19 protein-coding genes and 1 other RNA gene are annotated in these 17530 nt (G+C 38.1%); 14 read left to right on the top strand and 6 right to left on the bottom strand.

Translation table 11 applies throughout. From position 1 onward, the window contains the following. The first annotated feature begins 47 nt into the window (after positions 1-47). Genes FK178_RS03425 through FK178_RS03410 form a run of 4 tightly spaced genes read left to right on the top strand, consistent with a single transcriptional unit; the run spans position 48 to position 2422 of the window. Positions 48-701, top strand: coding sequence for a hypothetical protein (locus tag FK178_RS03425; RefSeq protein WP_146831015.1), 654 nt, complete (start codon positions 48-50; stop codon positions 699-701). Then, the gene (locus FK178_RS03420; protein WP_146831013.1) at positions 679-1512 is read left to right on the top strand and encodes a DUF3822 family protein; all 834 of its coding nucleotides are present in this window, start codon (positions 679-681) and stop codon (positions 1510-1512) included. Before FK178_RS03425 ends, FK178_RS03420 begins: the two co-directional genes overlap by 23 nt. Continuing rightward, positions 1503-2036 (top strand): RsmD family RNA methyltransferase, encoded by a 534-nt coding sequence (locus FK178_RS03415; protein WP_146831011.1) that lies wholly within the window; start codon positions 1503-1505, stop codon positions 2034-2036. The genes FK178_RS03420 and FK178_RS03415 overlap by 10 nt, the downstream gene beginning before the upstream one ends. Before the next feature lie 8 nt (positions 2037-2044). Next, a complete protein-coding gene (locus tag FK178_RS03410; protein WP_146831009.1) occupies positions 2045-2422 on the top strand; it encodes a hypothetical protein in 378 nt (125 codons plus the stop codon). A gap of 29 nt (positions 2423-2451) precedes the next feature. Here FK178_RS03410 and rnpB read toward each other — a convergent pair. Then, positions 2452-2768: RNase P RNA component class A (gene rnpB / locus FK178_RS03405), an RNA gene on the bottom strand. 190 nt (positions 2769-2958) lie between these two features. Between rnpB and FK178_RS03400 the strand changes: the two genes are divergently transcribed. Then, on the top strand, positions 2959-3477 hold the full coding sequence (locus FK178_RS03400; RefSeq protein ID WP_146831008.1) for a DUF6252 family protein: 519 nt from the start codon (positions 2959-2961) through the stop codon (positions 3475-3477). Between the two features lie 71 nt (positions 3478-3548). Here FK178_RS03400 and FK178_RS03395 read toward each other — a convergent pair whose 3' ends face one another. Continuing rightward, the gene (locus tag FK178_RS03395) at positions 3549-4514 is read right to left on the bottom strand and encodes an IS110 family RNA-guided transposase (protein WP_146831006.1); all 966 of its coding nucleotides are present in this window, start codon (positions 4512-4514) and stop codon (positions 3549-3551) included. Between the two features lie 354 nt (positions 4515-4868). On the opposite strand from FK178_RS03395, the gene FK178_RS03390 reads away from it, so the two are divergent. The 9 genes from FK178_RS03390 to miaE all read left to right on the top strand — a co-directional run bounded on the left by FK178_RS03390 (position 4869) and on the right by miaE (position 12967). After that, the gene (locus FK178_RS03390) at positions 4869-5165 is read left to right on the top strand and encodes a hypothetical protein (protein WP_146831003.1); all 297 of its coding nucleotides are present in this window, start codon (positions 4869-4871) and stop codon (positions 5163-5165) included. 160 nt (positions 5166-5325) lie between these two features. Next, positions 5326-6027: a hypothetical protein gene (locus tag FK178_RS03385; protein WP_146831001.1), complete on the top strand. Its 702-nt coding sequence runs from the start codon at positions 5326-5328 to the stop codon at positions 6025-6027. Between the two features lie 213 nt (positions 6028-6240). Further along, the gene (locus FK178_RS03380) at positions 6241-7734 is read left to right on the top strand and encodes a hypothetical protein (protein WP_146830999.1); all 1494 of its coding nucleotides are present in this window, start codon (positions 6241-6243) and stop codon (positions 7732-7734) included. Between the two features lie 68 nt (positions 7735-7802). Further along, positions 7803-8420, top strand: coding sequence for an HD domain-containing protein (locus tag FK178_RS03375; protein ID WP_146830997.1), 618 nt, complete (start codon positions 7803-7805; stop codon positions 8418-8420). A 51-nt stretch (positions 8421-8471) separates the two neighbouring features. Further along, a complete protein-coding gene (locus FK178_RS03370; protein ID WP_146830995.1) occupies positions 8472-8849 on the top strand; it encodes a hypothetical protein in 378 nt (125 codons plus the stop codon). Between the two features lie 391 nt (positions 8850-9240). Beyond that, positions 9241-9405, top strand: a complete 165-nt coding sequence (locus FK178_RS15430; protein WP_168194550.1) for a hypothetical protein — start codon at positions 9241-9243, stop codon at positions 9403-9405. A 51-nt stretch (positions 9406-9456) separates the two neighbouring features. Then, entirely contained in the window at positions 9457-10389 is a 933-nt protein-coding gene (locus FK178_RS03365) for an endonuclease/exonuclease/phosphatase family protein (protein ID WP_146830993.1), read from the top strand. A 149-nt stretch (positions 10390-10538) separates the two neighbouring features. Then, a complete protein-coding gene (locus tag FK178_RS03360) occupies positions 10539-12383 on the top strand; it encodes a DNA polymerase III subunit gamma/tau (protein WP_146830991.1) in 1845 nt (614 codons plus the stop codon). Positions 12384-12385: 2 nt separating this feature from the next. Continuing rightward, a complete protein-coding gene (miaE, locus tag FK178_RS03355; protein WP_146830989.1) occupies positions 12386-12967 on the top strand; it encodes a tRNA-(ms[2]io[6]A)-hydroxylase in 582 nt (193 codons plus the stop codon). On the opposite strand, the gene FK178_RS03350 is transcribed toward miaE, so the two are convergent. Genes FK178_RS03350 through pdxH form a run of 4 tightly spaced genes read right to left on the bottom strand, consistent with a single transcriptional unit; the run spans position 12964 to position 17092 of the window. Beyond that, positions 12964-13857 carry a Ppx/GppA phosphatase family protein gene (locus FK178_RS03350; RefSeq protein ID WP_146830987.1) on the bottom strand — a complete coding sequence of 298 codons (894 nt, stop codon included), beginning with the start codon at positions 13855-13857 and terminating at the stop codon, positions 12964-12966. The two genes, miaE and FK178_RS03350, sit on opposite strands and share 4 nt — an antisense overlap. Next, positions 13854-15956 (bottom strand): polyphosphate kinase 1, encoded by a 2103-nt coding sequence (ppk1, locus tag FK178_RS03345; RefSeq protein ID WP_146830985.1) that lies wholly within the window; start codon positions 15954-15956, stop codon positions 13854-13856. The genes FK178_RS03350 and ppk1 overlap by 4 nt, the downstream gene beginning before the upstream one ends. Before the next feature lie 6 nt (positions 15957-15962). Beyond that, a complete protein-coding gene (locus FK178_RS03340) occupies positions 15963-16448 on the bottom strand; it encodes a SixA phosphatase family protein (protein ID WP_146830983.1) in 486 nt (161 codons plus the stop codon). After that, positions 16448-17092 carry a pyridoxamine 5'-phosphate oxidase gene (gene pdxH, locus FK178_RS03335; protein WP_146830981.1) on the bottom strand — a complete coding sequence of 215 codons (645 nt, stop codon included), beginning with the start codon at positions 17090-17092 and terminating at the stop codon, positions 16448-16450. Before pdxH ends, FK178_RS03340 begins: the two co-directional genes overlap by 1 nt. Between the last annotated feature and the right edge of the window lie 438 nt (positions 17093-17530).

Here is a 17530-nt window from a genome sequence, read left to right as displayed (position 1 = left end):
AATTGTAGATTTGCGATGAACTCTAATTATTTTAAATTTAAAAAAGCATGAAACTTGTAATTCAATTAGTCCTATGGGTTGTAATTATCTTTTTGGGATACCTCGTTTTTAACGCAGTGTATGAACCAATACAATTTAATAAGCTCAAAGAAAAAAGATATGCCAAGGTAATTGACCGTCTTATGGATATTCGTGCTGCGCAGTTGGCTCACCAGGAAGTAACCGGAAGATATGCAAAGGATTTTAATGGCTTGATTAGATTTATAGATACTGCAGAGTTTGTTGTGGTACAAAGAAGAGATACCACGGTAATGGATGAGGAGTATAGAAAAGCATTTGGTGTAGACCAATATAAGGATATTGTTATTGTAGATACCCTTGGATATGCTTCGGTAAAAGATTCTTTATATAAAGGAGATCGCTACAAGCAAATGGCAAAAGTTCCGGTAGACGGGGTTGATGCTGAATTTGAAATGGACGCCGGCACCATTGTTAAAAATAACAATACCTTCCCGGTATTTATGGTAAGAGTAGATAAGGCTGTAGTATTGCATGACCAGGACAGAGATCTTGTATTGCAGGAAAAGCAGGTAGTTTCTGTAGACCAGGTGAACGGCCCTTATATTAGTGTTGGTTCAATGGAAGATGTAAACACCACTGCGAACTGGCCAGATTCTTATGGACAAGCAACAAAACAGTAAAGAAAATATTGATAATTTAAAGATGTCCATTCAGGTGCGCCTGAATGGACTTTCTTTTTGTATACTGGATTCAAATAAAAATGAGGTTCTCTGGTATAAGAAGCTCGATTTTGAAAAGGAGTTAACCCCTGTAAAAATCCTGGAACAAATTGAATTGCTCTATAAAGAGGAGAAACAGCTGGATTTAGCTTTTAGTGAAGTTGTCCTGCTGTTTTCAAATGAATTGTACAGTATTGTTCCTTCAGAGTTTTTTGTGGAAGAGGAAGCTTCGCATTATTTGAAATTCAATACCAAGATCCTGCAAACAGACCTTGTGGCTAATGATGTGTTTTCCAATGAGGATTTGGTTAATGTGTATATTCCCTATACCAACATCACAAATTATTTCTTTGACAAATACGGTGAGTTTGAATTTAAACACAGCGCAACAGCCCTTATTGAGCACCTAAACCAAATTACCCGGGACAATGGAGCTGTAGCATATTTAAATGGTTTTAAGGGCTATTATGACCTTGTAGTTATGAAGGACGGAAAGCTGCTCCTGGGCAATACTTTTAAGTATGAAACGCCGGAGGATTTTATCTATTATCTTCTTTTTACGGCAGAACAGCTGCAGTTGGATCCATTGGAATTCCCCCTGTATTTGCTTGGAGAGATCACCAAAGATTCTCCCGAATATGAGATCACTTACACTTACATTAAGAATGTAGAATTTTTAGACCCTAAATTAAAGCTTATCCCTGAAAAATTCACAAACCCTCAATTTCAAAGGGAAGCTTTCATTTTATTAAAATCATTGGGATGCGAATAATTTCAGGACAACACAAAGGAAAAAGGATCACCGCGCCTAAAAAGCTACCCATTCGGCCAACTACAGATTTTGCCAAGGAAGCCCTTTTCAATATTATAAACAACCGTTTTCATTTTAAGGACCTGGAAGTACTGGACCTGTTTTCAGGATCGGGGAATATCTCTTATGAATTCGGATCACGCGGGTCTGGGCCAATAACCTCTGTAGATGCAAATTTTGATTGTGTAAAGTTTATCAAGAAAACGGGAGATGAGCTGGAGCTCAATATCACGCCGGTAAAAAGCGATGTTTTTAAATACCTGGAAAAAGCACCTGTAAAAGTGGATATTATCTTTGCCGACCCTCCTTATGATATGGATGTGGCCTCCCTGCAAAAGATCGTTGCCATAACATTTGACAGGGAACTATTAAAAGAAGATGGTGCTTTAATCATAGAACACTCTAAAAGACTGGATCTTTCCGGCACCCCACACTTTGAAGAGATACGTAAATACGGTAATTCGGTTTTCAGTTTTTTTTCCTAAATTGAAGAATGGAAGAAATTTTACGTACTATAGAACTGGAATTCACCACCCTGGAATTTCATGAGAATTTCGTTATTTCCCGGGTACGCGAGGGAGTTATAATTAGCAAAAAGCAGGTTCATGACCTGGTAGAAGTATGTTCCGATATTTACAAGGGCAAGAAGTTTGTCTACATCTCCAAAAGGGTCAATAATTACAATGTTGATCCCACCATTTACCTCAATATAAAACATGTAAAAAATCTGGCGGGAATAGCCATTGTGAGCACGAAGGCCTCTTCCATTAATATGGCCAATTTTGAACAGGTGTTCTCCAAAGTGCCATTTTCAGTCTTCATGGAAATGGAAGATGCCCTGGAATGGGTAAAGGATATCCTCGCAAAATAATTTTTTCTAAAGTTGTGGGAATTTAAAAAAATAAAAACAGGCCTGTAATCCGGATTCTGTTTCCCGAATAAACGGGACCCCTATCATTTATCTGAACTTACTGTTACCAGCAAGCTTTAGCTGCCTACCCTCCGGCAACGGACGGGCCGTCCTTAAGAGCCGGTATACATGGCATTGCACCGCATAGAGTTTACCTGGTTTCACTACAGCATTACCTGTACATACTTTCTGTTGCACTAGTCCTTTTCGTCCGGGGGACGAACGGTGGGCGTTACCCACTATGCTGCCCTACGGTGTCCGGAATTTCCTCCACGTCCAAAAACGCAGCGATAAGGCGGCCTGCTTTATTTTTTTGTAAAGATACATTGCTTATATCAATTATGCGGAATCAAATTTTTATGCAAATTCTGAAATCCCCTGGTTACGGTTTTCCTCAGGGAGCGTTAACATAATTTTAGTATTTTTGGAAAAGAGCATGAGATAAATGTAATGGTACTTTTATAAGCATGTTGCCTATAATTTTAAAAAATCCGATAATGAAAAAAATATCTTTTTTAGTATTAATTATTTTATCCCTTTCCTGTTCTAAAAATGATCCTTGCGAGGGCGCTGATTGTTTACCAGCTCTAACGATTATAGGAAAAGGTACAATCGCTTGTTTAATTGATGGAAAAGGTTTCCAGCCTGGTGGCAGCCAATTTGCGGGCCCTACACAACAGGCCTTTTACCAATTTCTTGATGGCGGGTATTATTTTGGCCTTTCAGCAAATCATAGGAATAGTAAAACATCTATAAATATTGCTCTAAGAAATCAAGAAATTGAGGAGGGAGAAGTTTATCAATTAAATGTGGATAAGGAAGATTCAAACTTTGGGGAAAGCGTATATAATCTTAGTTATTATCAAACAAATCAAATCCATACAGGAGAAATTTACTTTGTCAAATTTGATGATATAAATGGGATCGTTTCCGGTACCTTTTGGTTTGATGCGATTAATGAAGATGGGGATATTGTAGAAGTGCGGGAAGGCCGTTTTGATATGAAATATTATTAAAAAATAGGCGGACGAGAAAACTATAGGCAACAAGATATAAAAACAAAGAACTGAGTTAAAAAACAAGTTCTTTAAGCTAATTTCGAGACAAAATTTTCCTGGTAAGGCAATCCCGATTTTGCAATTGCAAATGCCTGTTTTAATAGTTTATTGCACACCGCGATAAGAGCCAGTTTTTTACTTTTTCCTTTTGCTATTATTCTCTCATAAATTTCCCTGCACGCCTTGTTATATTTCCTTGCTGAGAAGCTGCACATAAACAGTAGGTTTCTAAGCTTTGCATTCCCCATTTTCGTTATCCGGCTGCGGCCTCTCACACTAGTTCCAGACTGACGTAGTTTAGGAGTGATTCCGGTGTAACTGCAGAGTTGGCTGGCATTTTCAAAGTTTGAAAATCCATCAGTCAAAACGATAATCATAATGGCAGTTTTGTTGCCTAAGCCGGGAATGCTTTTTATAAGGGTTAGTTGTTTTTGTTGCTCTTCTTTGACTATCTCCATTAGGCGATCCTCCATTATCTTAATTTCCTTCTGTACAGCTTTTAAAGACCTGTTTAATGAATGATATACTGTTTTAGAAGGTGTTCCTAGGGTTTTTTCTCCATGTAGCTTATTCTTTAAGGCAGTGCTTTGTTTTAAATAAATATCGATGAGGCGTAGGAGCTGTAAACATTCTGCCTGGTTCTTGTCTTTGGCAGTATATAATGGAACTTCATTTATCGTGGCATACTCACAGATAGCTTTAGCATCAGATTTATCTGTTTTCACCCTGGAAAGTTTCATTTGAATGAATCTCTTTACCGAAAGAGGATTAACTACAGACACATGTATTCCCTGTTCATAAAGGAACTGTGCAAGCCTGTAATGATAGTATCCGGTAGCTTCCATGACGACCAGAGATTCTGATGAAAGTGTTTTTAAAAATGATTTAAATCCTTTTACATCGTTTTTAAATTGAGAATGGTTCCCCTGGGAGTCAGCTACATCAAATACATTCTTGCTAATGTCTACTCCATAAATTTGTTTACTTTTATTCATAGGTAAATGATTAGGAAAGGACACCTACTTTGCTTTCACCATCTTGAAAACGAGATCAAAAGTCTCATAGAACTGAACGAAATTGAAGTAGAAAAGAGAGGGGGTTTTCAATGTTTACGGAATTATTATTCCTATGCTTAAAATAACCTTACTCCTCTCTTTTGTTCTTTCTGATTAATATGTAAAAATTAAGAAAATCAAACTTAAGATGCTTAAACCTGTCTTGAATCGAAACTCTGTGCTCGCTTGCTCAGCGGATTGTCCTCCGGAAAATCACGCTCGCCAGCTCGCACAGTTTTTATACGGGACGTAGTATACAAATGGAAATAACTTAATCCCAAAAAATTATTTAAAATGAGCTTTGGCGCAGGACATATGCAGGATATGAATAATCGGATGAAACAAAACCGAGCGCAACGTCCTTCAAACCGGGGAAAATTTAAAGAGAATAATCGTGACGTAATTTATGCGGATACTGACATACCGGAACGTCTTCTATTTCATTCAGTTCCTGTAGAGGAATTAAATAAAATTAAAATGCAGATTAGAGAGAAGGCAAAAAAAGAACGGACAAAAATGCGGATCTTCTATGGTGTATCAATCACGTTAGGACGGATTTTACTGACTGGATTGCTATTATGGCTTAGTTAAAAAAAACTGCATACAAATCAGTCTCAAATCGAAATCTGTCGCTCGCTTGCTTTGCGGATTGTGCTGCCGCTGTTCCATTCGGTCGGAACCTGCGGACAATCACGCTCGCCAGATCGCATTGTTTTTATACGAAACGTTGCCCACAATTAGGAAAAAAATTATGAAAAAAACAATCCTATTAATATTTGCAATTTTACTTTCTACTTCTTTTTCTTGTCAAAATTCAGAAAAGCAAACTGAACTTACAGTAATAAATATTTTAGGAGCGAAGGTTTATGAAAAACCGACTTATGATTCTAAAACTCTGAAGAAATTACCAGTTGGAGAAACTATAAAAATCGACCAGCAAATTGAAAGCAATGAAAAAAATGAGATTGGAAAGGAATTCTCATTGGTTGGTAAGTGGATAAAACCAAAAAATAATAATGGTTTTATATTCAGTTCTGACCTAACCGATAAAGAGGTTGAAATTGGAACGGATGAATTTGGGAAAGTTTTTATTGATTTAAGAGGAAAATTGACTGACGAAAAAACGGAGGAAGAGCAAATGGAAACTCCGATGGGAAAATTTCCTAAATATTTTGAGTACAAATATTATGAAAGTGGAAATTACACTTACATAGAGTGGGATGGATGTTTTGATCATATTTATAAATACGAAAAACTTTCTCTCAATGAAGTTTATCACCAAATGGTTTCTGACTATAGTATATTGATGAACAGAAATGAAATTTCGATTCCTTCTTTTTTAGAAAAAGATGATAATATTTTAAAGTTTGAAGGACGGGGAGCAACCCAGGATTTAACTATTGAAAATAATGAAAACGGACTAATAACAGTGTCATCATACGACTGCACATAAAAAACTGTGGGCAACAGTATATAAAAACAATGCTAAAATCAGTCTTAAATTCAAACATCGTACTCGCTTGCTTGGCGAAATGTGCTGCCGCTGTTCCCTTCGGTCGGAACCTTCTCCCTACACTAAAGCTTCGGGAGACAGGGCGGACAATCAAGCTCGCCAGCTCGCATTGTTTTTATACGGGACCGTTACCAAACATTTAAAATAAACTCAGTGAAAAAATACTCTTATTTTATAATAATATTCCTTTTAATTTCTTGTAATACGGATGAAAATGAAATTTCTTCTCCTTCTATTTTGATTATTGAAATAGATGATGTTAGTATAAATCAAGCCTCCTTTAAAATTAAAATTGAAGATATACCAAATACGGAATTTGTAACTGGAATTTTCTGGGATTCTATACCCAACCAAGTAAAAGAAAATAATTATGTGATTGTCGATTTGGAACAGGATGAAGGCATTGGAACTATTAGAGGTCTTGAGTCTAATAGAACCTATTATGCAAGAGCTTTCCTCTCCTATAATTCAATGACAATCTATAGTAATGAAGAAAAATTTACAACTAAATCCATTGAAGTTCTTTGTGAGAATATATACAAATATGATATAGAACATGATGAAAGGGCATCGGTCGTAAGAGAGACAAATGACGGCGGGTTCTTAGTATGTGGTTGGACAAATCCAAGTTATGGTAATAACCATAATTATTTTGACCTGGTATTGTTAAAGTATAATGCGAATTGTGAAATTCTTTGGGAAAAATTAATTCCCGGGCATTTAATTGTACATAATCTAATTGAAGAGCCTAATGGGAATATTTTACTTCTTACCAATAAAAATTTTGGTCATCCTGTTATTTATAAAATGGATTCTGAAGGAAATATTATTTGGACAAAAGGAGAAGGATATAATATTTATGGCGGTAATCTAAAAGATATAATAGTAACAAAAGATGGAGAATACGGTTTGATAGGAACGTATTCTATTGATAGTGAACAAAGGTTTGGTTGGTTTGTAAAATTGAATTCTAACGGTGAAATTATCTTAGAAAAAAGTTTTCCGAAATCAGATATGATGATTGGAAAATCAATAATTCAAAGTGAAGATCGTGGATTTTATGTTGTTGGCGATTTACAATATGAATCTACTTTTTTATACAAACTTAATAACGAAGGTGAAATTGAGTGGAGAAAACATATAGGAAAAGTACCATCTGATTTGAATAGGTCTATTCTTGCTACAAGTGATAATAAGCTATTAATTTCTGGTTCTACCAGACGTCTCGGTCCAGATAAAGAAAATTTATGGTTAGTGAAGCTTGATTTGGATGGAAATATTATTTGGGAGAATGGGATTGGGAAAGAGAAATATCTATTTAGTGTAGATGGTAATGATAGCCCAACCGAAATTATCCAAAGTAATTCTGGATTTTTGTACATGACCGGCGGTGGAAGATTTTACCCTCGGGAGGGTACGCCTACAACTCAAAGCAATATTTGGGTATTTAAAATAAGTCCCGTAGATGGCCAGCTTATATGGTCTAAAGAATTTGGGAGTAATGAACTATACACCTGGGATTTAAGTTATTCAATCATTGAACTACATAATGGAGAATTAATAGTGGTTGGAAATAAGGAAGATGATGAAACTTCCACAATAAGCTTTACAGGAGATTTCTGGATTATAAAATTACAAGAAAATTAATAATTAATAAGGAAGTATTTAAGCCGACAAGTCCGCGGTCCCTTCTCCGCCATAAAGCGATTACCGAGATGATAAAACAAAAATTCCTGAATTTAATTAGAAAATACTCGAAAAACGAGGACTATAATTTGGATTGCTGGAACGAACTAGAAAACAACTATTCGTCCAGGTCTCGTTATTATCATAATCTTGAGCATTTAGAAAATATGTTTTCGGAATTGGATAAAGTCCAATCGGAAGTTAAAAATTTAGACTGTTTATTATTTGCAATCTATTACCACGACATAATTTACAAAAGCACTAACAGTGATAACGAACATCAAAGTGCCTTAAGGTTTGAAAACAGAATTTCTAAAACTTCATTTACCAAATTGAATGAATGTATGTTACAAATTGAGGCCACAAAAGAACATAAATTATCAGCCGATAATGATACAAATATACTTTTGGATTTAGACCTTACCATTTTAGGAAAAAGCCCTGAAGAATATAAAAACTATAGCGAGAACATTAGAAAGGAATATCATATTTATCCAGACTTTATGTATCGAAAAGGAAGAAAAAAAGTACTTCAAAGTATATTGGAACTGGATTTTATATATAAAACTGATTATTTCAGGAAAGCATATGAAAATCAGGCAAAAGAGAATGTGAGGCTTGAATTACACCAATTAAATTTAGTCTAAACGGGTAACTGCTTTAATAACCCTCAATTATTGCAATTAAAAATCAAAATCATGAAAGCGAGAATTTTTATACTATTTCTGTTAGCAACAATATCGATTAGCTGCACCAATGATGGTGACAATCCTGAAACTAAAATAGATGGAAATTACAGTGGGATTTTTGAGCGAAATGGAACCACTTCCAACGTTGAGCTAACTTTTACCAACGGGACCTTCACCGGCCAGACTGAAGTCGAAAAATTTCCGGCAATTTGCAAGGGAACTTATTCCATTTCCGGAAACAAAATCACTTTTTACAATACCTGTCCCTGGACCGCCGAATTTGACTGGACATTAATTCTTAGCGGGGAATGGGATTTTAATTTAAATAATAAAACCCTGATATTAAAGGGGCCCAACGGAGATAAATATACATTGACCCAACAATAAAAAAGCATTGAGGGGTGTAGCCCATGGACTAATGAAAAAAGCCCTGAAGGGGCGAAATCCACAAGAGATGGGTGTTGCCCATCGGAAAAAAAATAAACCAAAAAAAGCCCTGAAGGGGCGCAATACATAAGAGATGGGTGAAGCCCATCGGATAAAGAAAATAAACCAAAAAAGCCCTGAAGGGGCGAAATCCACAAGAGATGGGTGAAGCCCATCGGATAAAGAAAATAAATCAAAAATAGCCCTAAAGGGGCGCGATCCACAAGAAATGGGTGTAGCCCATCGGATAAAGGTGAAAATAAAAAAAGCCCTGAAGGGGCGCAATATCCATATGAAGCCAGGGGCAAATTTTTTATTATCTTACCGTTTAACTAATCCTTAAAATACACACATGAATACATTTGCTATAATTCCTTTGCTCATATTTGTGGTTTACCTGGCCATTATATTTGGGGTATTTTACCTCATTTATAAATGGGTAAATAAATTTATCTCCCTACGGCAGGAGCAAAATGACTTACTGCGGGAAATTATTAATAAAATGGGAAATAAATAAAAAAATGGACAGGTTATTTTAGAGTCCATTCAAAGAAAGAATACTCCCCCTATGAAATTTCGTCTTTTTATTATCTGGTTGTCCATCATAGGAGTTCTGGTATTTTCTATGGTTCCCCATCTTCTGCCGGATTACTGGATCGCAGATAATCTCGCTCATTTTAAAGTTCAGTTTATTGTCATTTCCCTGTTGTTGTTAATTGCTGTGATTTTTTTGCTTCGGCAAAAAGCCCCGGCTATGATTCTATTGCTTTTAATCATCTGCTGGAATGCATACTTTATATTTCCGCTCTACATGGGGCCTTCCGTAGAAATTAAAAATGAAGATCTAAAATTAAAAATAACCGGGATCAATTTACTTTCCGGCAACACCGGTTTTGGGGAGGTCCAAAATTATATAAGTCGGCAAGATCCGGATCTACTAGTGTTAATGGAATTCACAGAAAACTGGAAAACGAAATTGGAACCTTTTCTGGACCGCTACGAATATCAAACCCTGGTACCGCGGGAAGATAATTTTGGGATAGCAATTCTAAGCAAAATTGAAATTAATACTGCGATCGAATATTTCGGGCTAAACAATAAACCCTCCCTGGTAGGACAATTTATGCTTGAGGATAAACCGGTCACTATAATTGCAACCCATCCTGTGCCGCCTGTAGGTCAATGGATGTTTGAACATCGCAATAAGCAGCTCGCAAACATTATGACATATAGGCCCCGCTATTCAGAAAACCTTATTATTATTGGGGATCTTAACACCTCTTCTTTTTCGGCACATTTTAAACAATTATTAAAGGGAGGCCTTAAAGATACCCGGAAAGGATTCGGCCAGTTGCCTACCTGGCCTGCCGGTCTCAAAATCTTGCAAACCACTTTGGACCATTGCCTGGTTTCAGAAAACTTCAGCGTAATAGACAGAAATACGGGAGAAAATATAGGAAGCGATCATTTGCCTATTAATGTAGAATTGATTCTCAATTAAACCTTCAGGCTCGCACAAAAGTACATTTCACGGGTATATAAATGCGCTTAACCTGCTTTCTCTCCCCTCACAGAAAATACCCGAAAAATAGCAGATTAATATGAGTACTTCGGGTTGGGTTTTTTATATTTGTTTCCAATTATATTTCCATGGAGCATTTTGTAGTATCGGCCAGAAAGTACCGTCCCCAAACCTTTAATGATGTGGTGGGCCAGCAGGCTATTACCAATACCCTCCTTAATGCCATTAAGAATGATCACCTTGCGCAGGCCTTGTTATTTACCGGGCCACGGGGGGTAGGAAAAACTACCTGTGCCCGTATTCTTGCCAAAATGATCAACCATGACGGCACCCAACAACCAGATGAGGATTTTGCCTTCAACATTTTTGAACTGGATGCCGCCTCCAACAACTCTGTAGACGATATTCGAAATCTTACCGATCAGGTGAGAATTCCGCCGCAGGTGGGGAACTATAAAGTTTATATTATTGATGAGGTGCATATGCTCTCTACCAGTGCTTTTAATGCATTTTTAAAGACCCTGGAAGAGCCGCCGAAACACGCCATTTTCATACTTGCCACTACAGAGAAACATAAAATAATCCCTACCATTCTTTCCCGTTGTCAGATCTTCGATTTTAAGAGGATCACGGTAAATGATGTAAAAAACTACCTTACTTATATTGCCGGCGAAGAAGGCGTAACTGCAGATGAGGATGCCCTGCACATTATTGCCCAAAAGGCAGATGGCGCTATGCGTGATGCCCTATCTATTTATGATCGTGTGGTAAGTTTTAGCGGTAACAATTTGACCCGGCAGGCGGTAACCGAGAACCTGAACGTCCTGGATTACGAGACCTATCTAAATATTACCGGGTTGATCCTGGAAAACAATATCCCGCAGCTGCTTGTTGAATTCAATGAGATCCTGGCGCGTGGTTTTGACGGGCACCATTTTATTGCCGGCCTTGCTTCACATTTCCGAGACCTGTTGGTTTGCAGAAATCCCAAGACCATCAATTTACTGGAGGTGGGTGAAACCACCAAAATGAGTTATTATGAACAGTCCAGGCTTACCAGTGAAGCATTTTTAATGCAGGGCATTGAACTGGCCAATGATTGTGACCTTAAATATAAAAGCAGCCGTAACCAACGATTGCTTGTAGAACTATGCCTTATGCAGCTCGCCTCCATCACTTTTGATGGAGAAAAAAAAAAGCCTGAGCACTTTATAATTCCCGCGGCAAATTTTAAATCCTTTACTCCAGCTGCACCTGCGGTAAAACTTTCTTCGGAAGAAAAAAAGCTTATTACCAATGAGGAATACGCTGTGGGAAGTTCTGCACCCGAAGCAACCTCCCAGATCCCCGATCCGGAAATAGCTGCTCCGGCTGAAGTACCATCGCCTAAAGAAGGTTTGCCAGATCCTGAAAAATCAAATTGCCATACCCAGCCTGCAGAAGATGTTCCTGCAGCAGAGCCAGAGCCAGAATCTGAAGAAACCAAACCGATTCCTGTAACAGATCTTAGCCAGGAGAAAGTCTCAGGACTTTCCCTGAAAAGCATTCGCCTAAAAAAGGAAATGCTGGCAAGGCAACAGGGAAATGAGGCTAAAGCAGCCGAGGTAAAATCTGAAAAATTCAATGAAACCCAGCTGCACGCGGCCTGGGATGAATATATCCACCGCCTGAAGAATAAAGGAGAAAAGATCCTAGCCTCTATTATGGAAACAGATATGCCCACGGTGAATGAAAATACCATTTCAATTGTCCTCCCGGCAGATACGATGAAAAAAGACCTGGAACGCGGACAAAACCCTCTAATGGCCTTTTTGAAGAAAAAATTGCAGAATACCCTCATTACCCTGGAAATTCAGGTGAATGAGACCACTGCCAAAAAATTTGCTTTCACCAATATTGAAAAATACAATAAGCTGAAGGAGAAAAATCCGCTTATTGAGAAATTGCGAACCACCTTTGACCTTGACCTGTAAGTATGCTTGGCCTGAAACTTCCTACCGACCCGCGATGGGCAAAAATTGCCGATAAGAACATAGAAGAAATTCTTATAGACCACGCTTGGTGTGAGCAAAAAGCTGCATCTACCGCTATCTCCCTTATAGTTAGCTTCCCTGAATTCCCTGAACTTGTCAAGGAGATGGTTGCTTTGGTAAGAGAGGAAATGGGCCATTTTAAAATGGTACATGAAAAACTTCAGGCCAGGGGAATTGAACTGGGCTGGGACCGGAAAGATGAATACGTGATAAGGCTCCGGGAATTCTTTCCCAAAGGCGGCAGCAGGATAGACCAAATGGTACACAGGTTATTGATCGCTGCGCTAATTGAAGCCAGAAGCTGCGAGCGCTTCAGGTTACTTTCAGAAGAATTGGAGGATGCGGAGCTTCGGGAATTTTACCGGCAGTTAATGATAAGCGAGGCCAACCATTATACGCTCTTCCTTAATTTTGTAAGGCAGTACGGCGAGAGGGAGCGTGTAGATAAAAAATGGCAGGAACTACTTCAGTTTGAAGCCGAAATAATGAAAGACCTGGGCAAAAAAGAAAGCATTCACGGTTAATTGAGGCTCTCCTGGTAGAGGGATTTAATGATCCCATCTGCAAGTCCTATTTTAGGCACATAAATTCTTCGGGCTTTGGTCCATTTCATCGCAGAGAGATAGATCTTTGCCGCAGGTATAATAACGTCGGCCCTGTCTGCATTCAAATTAAGCTCTGTGATCCTCTCTTCATAAGTAAAGGAATTTAAAAGCTGGTAATAGGAACTCAAATAAAGAAAACTAAGAGGTTTTCCTATAGATTTACCGCTGCTCTTAAAAATGTTATTGATGTTACCTCCGGAGCCCAGAAGATCAATTTTAGGGTATTGTTTTGATAGTTCTTTGGTCCAGGTTTCCACTTCATCCCAAACTTCATCTTCCACAAGGTTTTTTAGCAGACGTACCGTACCAAGTTTAAAAGATTTGGATGCAATTGTTTCCCCACCGGAATATAAAGTAAACTCTGTACTACCCCCACCCACGTCTACATAAAGGTAGGTCTTATCGCTTTGAATAAAGGTGTGAAGATCTGTAGCCGCGATCATTGCTGCTTCATGATTCCCGTCTATAATGTCAATATTTACCCCTGTTTTTTCAGCAATAGTATCAGCAACTTCCCTCCCATTGGCCGCTTCCCGCATTGCTGAAGTAGCACAGGCCTGGTATCTCTCAATCTTATGAGTTTTCATAAGAAGTTTAAAAGCCTGCATAGTATCGATCATGCGGGAGGTATTTTCTTCTGAAATTACCTGATGCATAAAAACATCGGCTCCCAGCCGGATTGGAACCCTAACCAGGGAAGTTTTTTTAAAAATAGGCTCTTTTCCTTCCTGCTCTGTGATAGTTGAAATTAATAACCGCACCGCATTGGAACCAATATCTATTGCCGCAAATTTTCTTTGTTGAATCAAACTGAAATTTTTTCTAACTTTTTCTGATAATATTCATACAAGGCAAACTGGGAACGCAGGGGTGGCTTATCATTTCTTCTGTATGCATTGTCCTGGGCCAGGGAATGCACCCGGGCTTTTACATTATCTTCCCAACTTATATTAAAGGTTTCAAGGATCTCATTTTTAATACTCTCATCATAAATAGGGCAGGAAACTTCTACCCGGTAATCCATATTACGCGTCATCCAGTCTGCCGATGATATATAGATCTTTGGATCCCCTTCATTTTCGAAAATATAAACCCGCGGATGTTCCAGGAATTTATCAAGAATAGAAATAGCCTCAATATTTTCACTTTGTCCCGGCACCCCAGGGATTAATGAACAAATCCCCCTTACAATTAATTTTATCTTTACCCCTGCCCTACTTGCTTCATAAAGTTTGTCTATAAGAGTAAAATCAGACAGGCTGTTCACCTTAAGTTTTATGCCCGCTTTTCTCCCTTTTTGGGCATTTTCAATTTCAGTAGTGATCAATTTTATAAGAGCGGTTCTGGTATAATGGGGCGATACCAGCAAATGCTTATACCGGCTCACTTTATAGTTTATTTCAAAGAAATCAAATACCTTATTGAGTTCCTTTAAAATTTCCTGATGCGCGGTAAACAATGTATAATCGGTATAGATCCTGGAGGTGGATTCATTAAAATTCCCGGTACTTATAAACCCATATTTATGTAGTTTCCCATTCTCTTCCCTTTCAATAACGCAAATTTTGGAATGCACCTTCAGGCCTGTTACCCCAAATATAAGGTTCACGCCCTCCTGCTGCATTTGTTCAGCATAACGTATGTTTGCAACCTCGTCAAACCTTGCACGCAATTCAATTTGTACGGTTACTTTTTTTCCGTTCTTAACAGCATTTATAAGGGAACTGGCAATGTGGGAAATCTTTGCAAGGCGATAAATTGTGATTTTTATAGATCTTACTTTTGGGTCCAGTGCAGCCTCCCTCAGGAATTTTACAACATATTGAAATGCCTGATAGGGAGCATAAAGCAAATAATCTTTTTTCGCTATCATTCCCAGTAAACTACCCTGGAGCACCAATCCCGGAATAGGAAGGGGGTCAATTGCCTTGTAAAGCAATTCATCTTTACCCAAACTTGGAAAGTTCATATAATCCCTGCGGTTATGGTATCTCCCGCCGGGGATGATACTATCTGTAGAATCAATGCCCATTTTAGCCATAAGAAAGCTAAGGGTATCTTCATCGATATTCATATCATATACAAAGCGTACAGGATCCCCTTTTATACGGTCCTTTACGCTCATTGATATCTTTTCAATAAAACTTTTACTAAGGTCACTGTCAATATCCAGCTCGGCATCCCTTGTAATTTTTATCATATGGGCAGATACGCTCTCATATTCAAAAATATTGAAGATGGTCTTGAGGTTAAACCTTATTAAGTCATCGAGCAGGATAATGTATTGTTTCCCATCCTCCTCTGGCAAAACCACAAACCGGTTAATGCTTCGGGGGATCTCTATCAATACATATTTTCTATCCCGTACCTGCCGGTGTAGTAGTTTTGAGATGCCCTGTGCAGGAGCTTCTTCTTTCATTACCATCTTTACCGCGAGGTAAGCTGCACTATCTTTTAAACTGGGAATTTTTACCAGGTCATTTAATATGATGGTAACCAGCGCGGGACTCACTTTGGATAAGAAATAGTTTTTCACATAAGCCTCCTGGCTTGGGGAAACCTGTTTTTCATTAATTATAAAAACATTGTGGTCCTTTAGTTTTTCCTGGATCTTGTCCAGTACTTCAAGGCTTTCAGATTGCTGGTCGATAACAATCTGGGTGATCTCCTCAAGGAGTTTCCCTGCTTTGATACCTCCCAGGACGCTTTTTGCATTCTTACCCGCAAGATCTATCCTTTTAATTGTAGCATAGCGCACCTTGAAGAATTCATCAAGATTATTGGAAAAAATCCCAAGGAACCTCAATCTTTCAATAAGCGGTACGGTTTCATCTTCGGCCTCCTGTAACACCCTGGCATTAAATTGCAGCCAGCTTAACTCTCTGTTTATGTACTTATAACTATTCATTAAATGTTATCGAAGATTTTTGGGGAACAGGTGCATAATGGTTTTTCCTTTGCCCAGGGCGCTCCAGGAAGGGGAATCAAAATCTATTACGGTTAGGCCGGTAGTGGGAATATTATCAAAATGTTTATCTCCCAGCTCATTCACTAACCCCGTCATCGCCGGGTTGTGGCCAAAGACCATTAGTTTTGGAATAGAATCTTCACACTTGCTTATTTGTGACAGCAGGTCTGCTTTACTGAAAGTATATAAACCCGGTTTGATATTAAAGTTTTTATCCTCTACCTTCAATTTGTCCTTAAAAATTTTAGCTGTCTCTAAGGCTCTTACCGCCGGACTGCTATAGATAACTACGGGTTTATCAAAGAATTTCTCGAAAGTTCCCGCTATTAGTTCTCCATCTTTAAAACCGCGTTTTTTAAGTGGCCTTTTATCATCGGCCACATCATATTCCCACGAAGACTTCCCATGTCTTATCAATATCAATCGCTTCATTACGGTGCAAGTCTTTTTATATTCCAGTTAGATGCATCTTTTTCATAAAGAATGCGGTCATGTAATCTATTTGGCCTTCCCTGCCAAAATTCAATATTTTCGGGCCGTACCAGGTATCCTCCCCAATGTTCGGGTTTGGGAATTTCCATATCCTCATATTTTATTTCAAGCTCTCTAAGGCTTTTTTCGAGAACTTCCCGGGAGGCGATCTCACTGCTTTGATTGGAGGCCCAGGCACCCAACTGGCTGCCCCGTGGCCTTGTTTGAAAATATTCAATTGCTTTTTCTTCTGAAAATTTTTCAGCTTTCCCTTGTATTATTACCTGTCTTTCCATCTCCGGCCAGAAAAAAGAGAGACATATCTTAGGATTTATTTCAAGGGACCTGCCTTTTTCAGACGTATAATTAGTATAGAACACAAAACCTTCTTTACTATATTCCTTTAGCAATATTACCCTGCTTTTGGGCATACCCTCACTGTCTATTGTCGCAACCGTCATGGCATTTACCTCAATAGGATTTTTGATCTTTTCCATCTCGTGAAACCAATGGTTGAACAATTCCAGGGGCTCCTGCGGAATTTCAGATTCAAGTAACGCGCCTTTGGAATAAACCCGGCGGTAATGTGCTAAATTTTTATTCATATTCTACACTTTGCTGCAATTTACGAGTTTTAGCGCGATGAGGACAGTGGCAGGGTAAAAATTTTTTATGGAATTTTTGAGGATATAAGTAAAGTGCAAAAAGCCGTTGAAGAGACCATCAGGGAAATTTTAGTTTTTAAACTACACCTAAAAAAACTCCGGCCACAGGATAATAATTATGATTCGAATTATGAATAATTCCCCTTGCAATAATCTGAAATTATCCATTAAATTTTAATTCTTTCCTTAAAATATCCCCATACAGAATCCTTCAATTTTTAGGCACAAATACTTGATTTCCAGTATTGATTTTTCATAAAAGTTAGTTCGACTTTAATGATTTTGATAAATAAAATGGGGATTTTCCCCCTTTCTTTTTCATCAAAAGGTGTATTTCATGCCATTAAATTGGTATTATATCTAATAATTTACAGATTT

Source organism: Antarcticibacterium arcticum (assembly GCF_007993795.1).
In the GTDB taxonomy this organism is placed as follows: domain Bacteria; phylum Bacteroidota; class Bacteroidia; order Flavobacteriales; family Flavobacteriaceae; genus Gillisia; species Gillisia arctica.
The sequence above is the reverse complement of the archived record's forward strand: the minus strand, read 5'-3'. Positions and strand labels throughout refer to the sequence as shown.

Excerpts from the sequence above, each read along its gene's own strand:
- FK178_RS03425 (WP_146831015.1), top strand. The coding sequence starts at position 48 with ATGAAACTTGTAATTCAATTAGTCCTATGGGTTGTAATTATCTTTTTG.
- FK178_RS03420 (WP_146831013.1), top strand. The coding sequence starts at position 679 with ATGGACAAGCAACAAAACAGTAAAGAAAATATTGATAATTTAAAGATG.
- FK178_RS03415 (WP_146831011.1), top strand. The coding sequence starts at position 1,503 with ATGCGAATAATTTCAGGACAACACAAAGGAAAAAGGATCACCGCGCCT.
- FK178_RS03410 (WP_146831009.1), top strand. The coding sequence starts at position 2,045 with ATGGAAGAAATTTTACGTACTATAGAACTGGAATTCACCACCCTGGAA.
- FK178_RS03400 (WP_146831008.1), top strand. The coding sequence starts at position 2,959 with ATGAAAAAAATATCTTTTTTAGTATTAATTATTTTATCCCTTTCCTGT.
- FK178_RS03395 (WP_146831006.1), bottom strand. The coding sequence starts at position 4,514 with ATGAATAAAAGTAAACAAATTTATGGAGTAGACATTAGCAAGAATGTA.
- FK178_RS03390 (WP_146831003.1), top strand. The coding sequence starts at position 4,869 with ATGAGCTTTGGCGCAGGACATATGCAGGATATGAATAATCGGATGAAA.
- FK178_RS03385 (WP_146831001.1), top strand. The coding sequence starts at position 5,326 with ATGAAAAAAACAATCCTATTAATATTTGCAATTTTACTTTCTACTTCT.
- FK178_RS03375 (WP_146830997.1), top strand. The coding sequence starts at position 7,803 with ATGATAAAACAAAAATTCCTGAATTTAATTAGAAAATACTCGAAAAAC.
- FK178_RS03370 (WP_146830995.1), top strand. The coding sequence starts at position 8,472 with ATGAAAGCGAGAATTTTTATACTATTTCTGTTAGCAACAATATCGATT.
- FK178_RS15430 (WP_168194550.1), top strand. The coding sequence starts at position 9,241 with ATGAATACATTTGCTATAATTCCTTTGCTCATATTTGTGGTTTACCTG.
- FK178_RS03365 (WP_146830993.1), top strand. The coding sequence starts at position 9,457 with ATGAAATTTCGTCTTTTTATTATCTGGTTGTCCATCATAGGAGTTCTG.
- FK178_RS03360 (WP_146830991.1), top strand. The coding sequence starts at position 10,539 with ATGGAGCATTTTGTAGTATCGGCCAGAAAGTACCGTCCCCAAACCTTT.
- miaE (WP_146830989.1), top strand. The coding sequence starts at position 12,386 with ATGCTTGGCCTGAAACTTCCTACCGACCCGCGATGGGCAAAAATTGCC.
- ppk1 (WP_146830985.1), bottom strand. The coding sequence starts at position 15,956 with ATGAATAGTTATAAGTACATAAACAGAGAGTTAAGCTGGCTGCAATTT.
- FK178_RS03340 (WP_146830983.1), bottom strand. The coding sequence starts at position 16,448 with ATGAAGCGATTGATATTGATAAGACATGGGAAGTCTTCGTGGGAATAT.
- pdxH (WP_146830981.1), bottom strand. The coding sequence starts at position 17,092 with ATGAATAAAAATTTAGCACATTACCGCCGGGTTTATTCCAAAGGCGCG.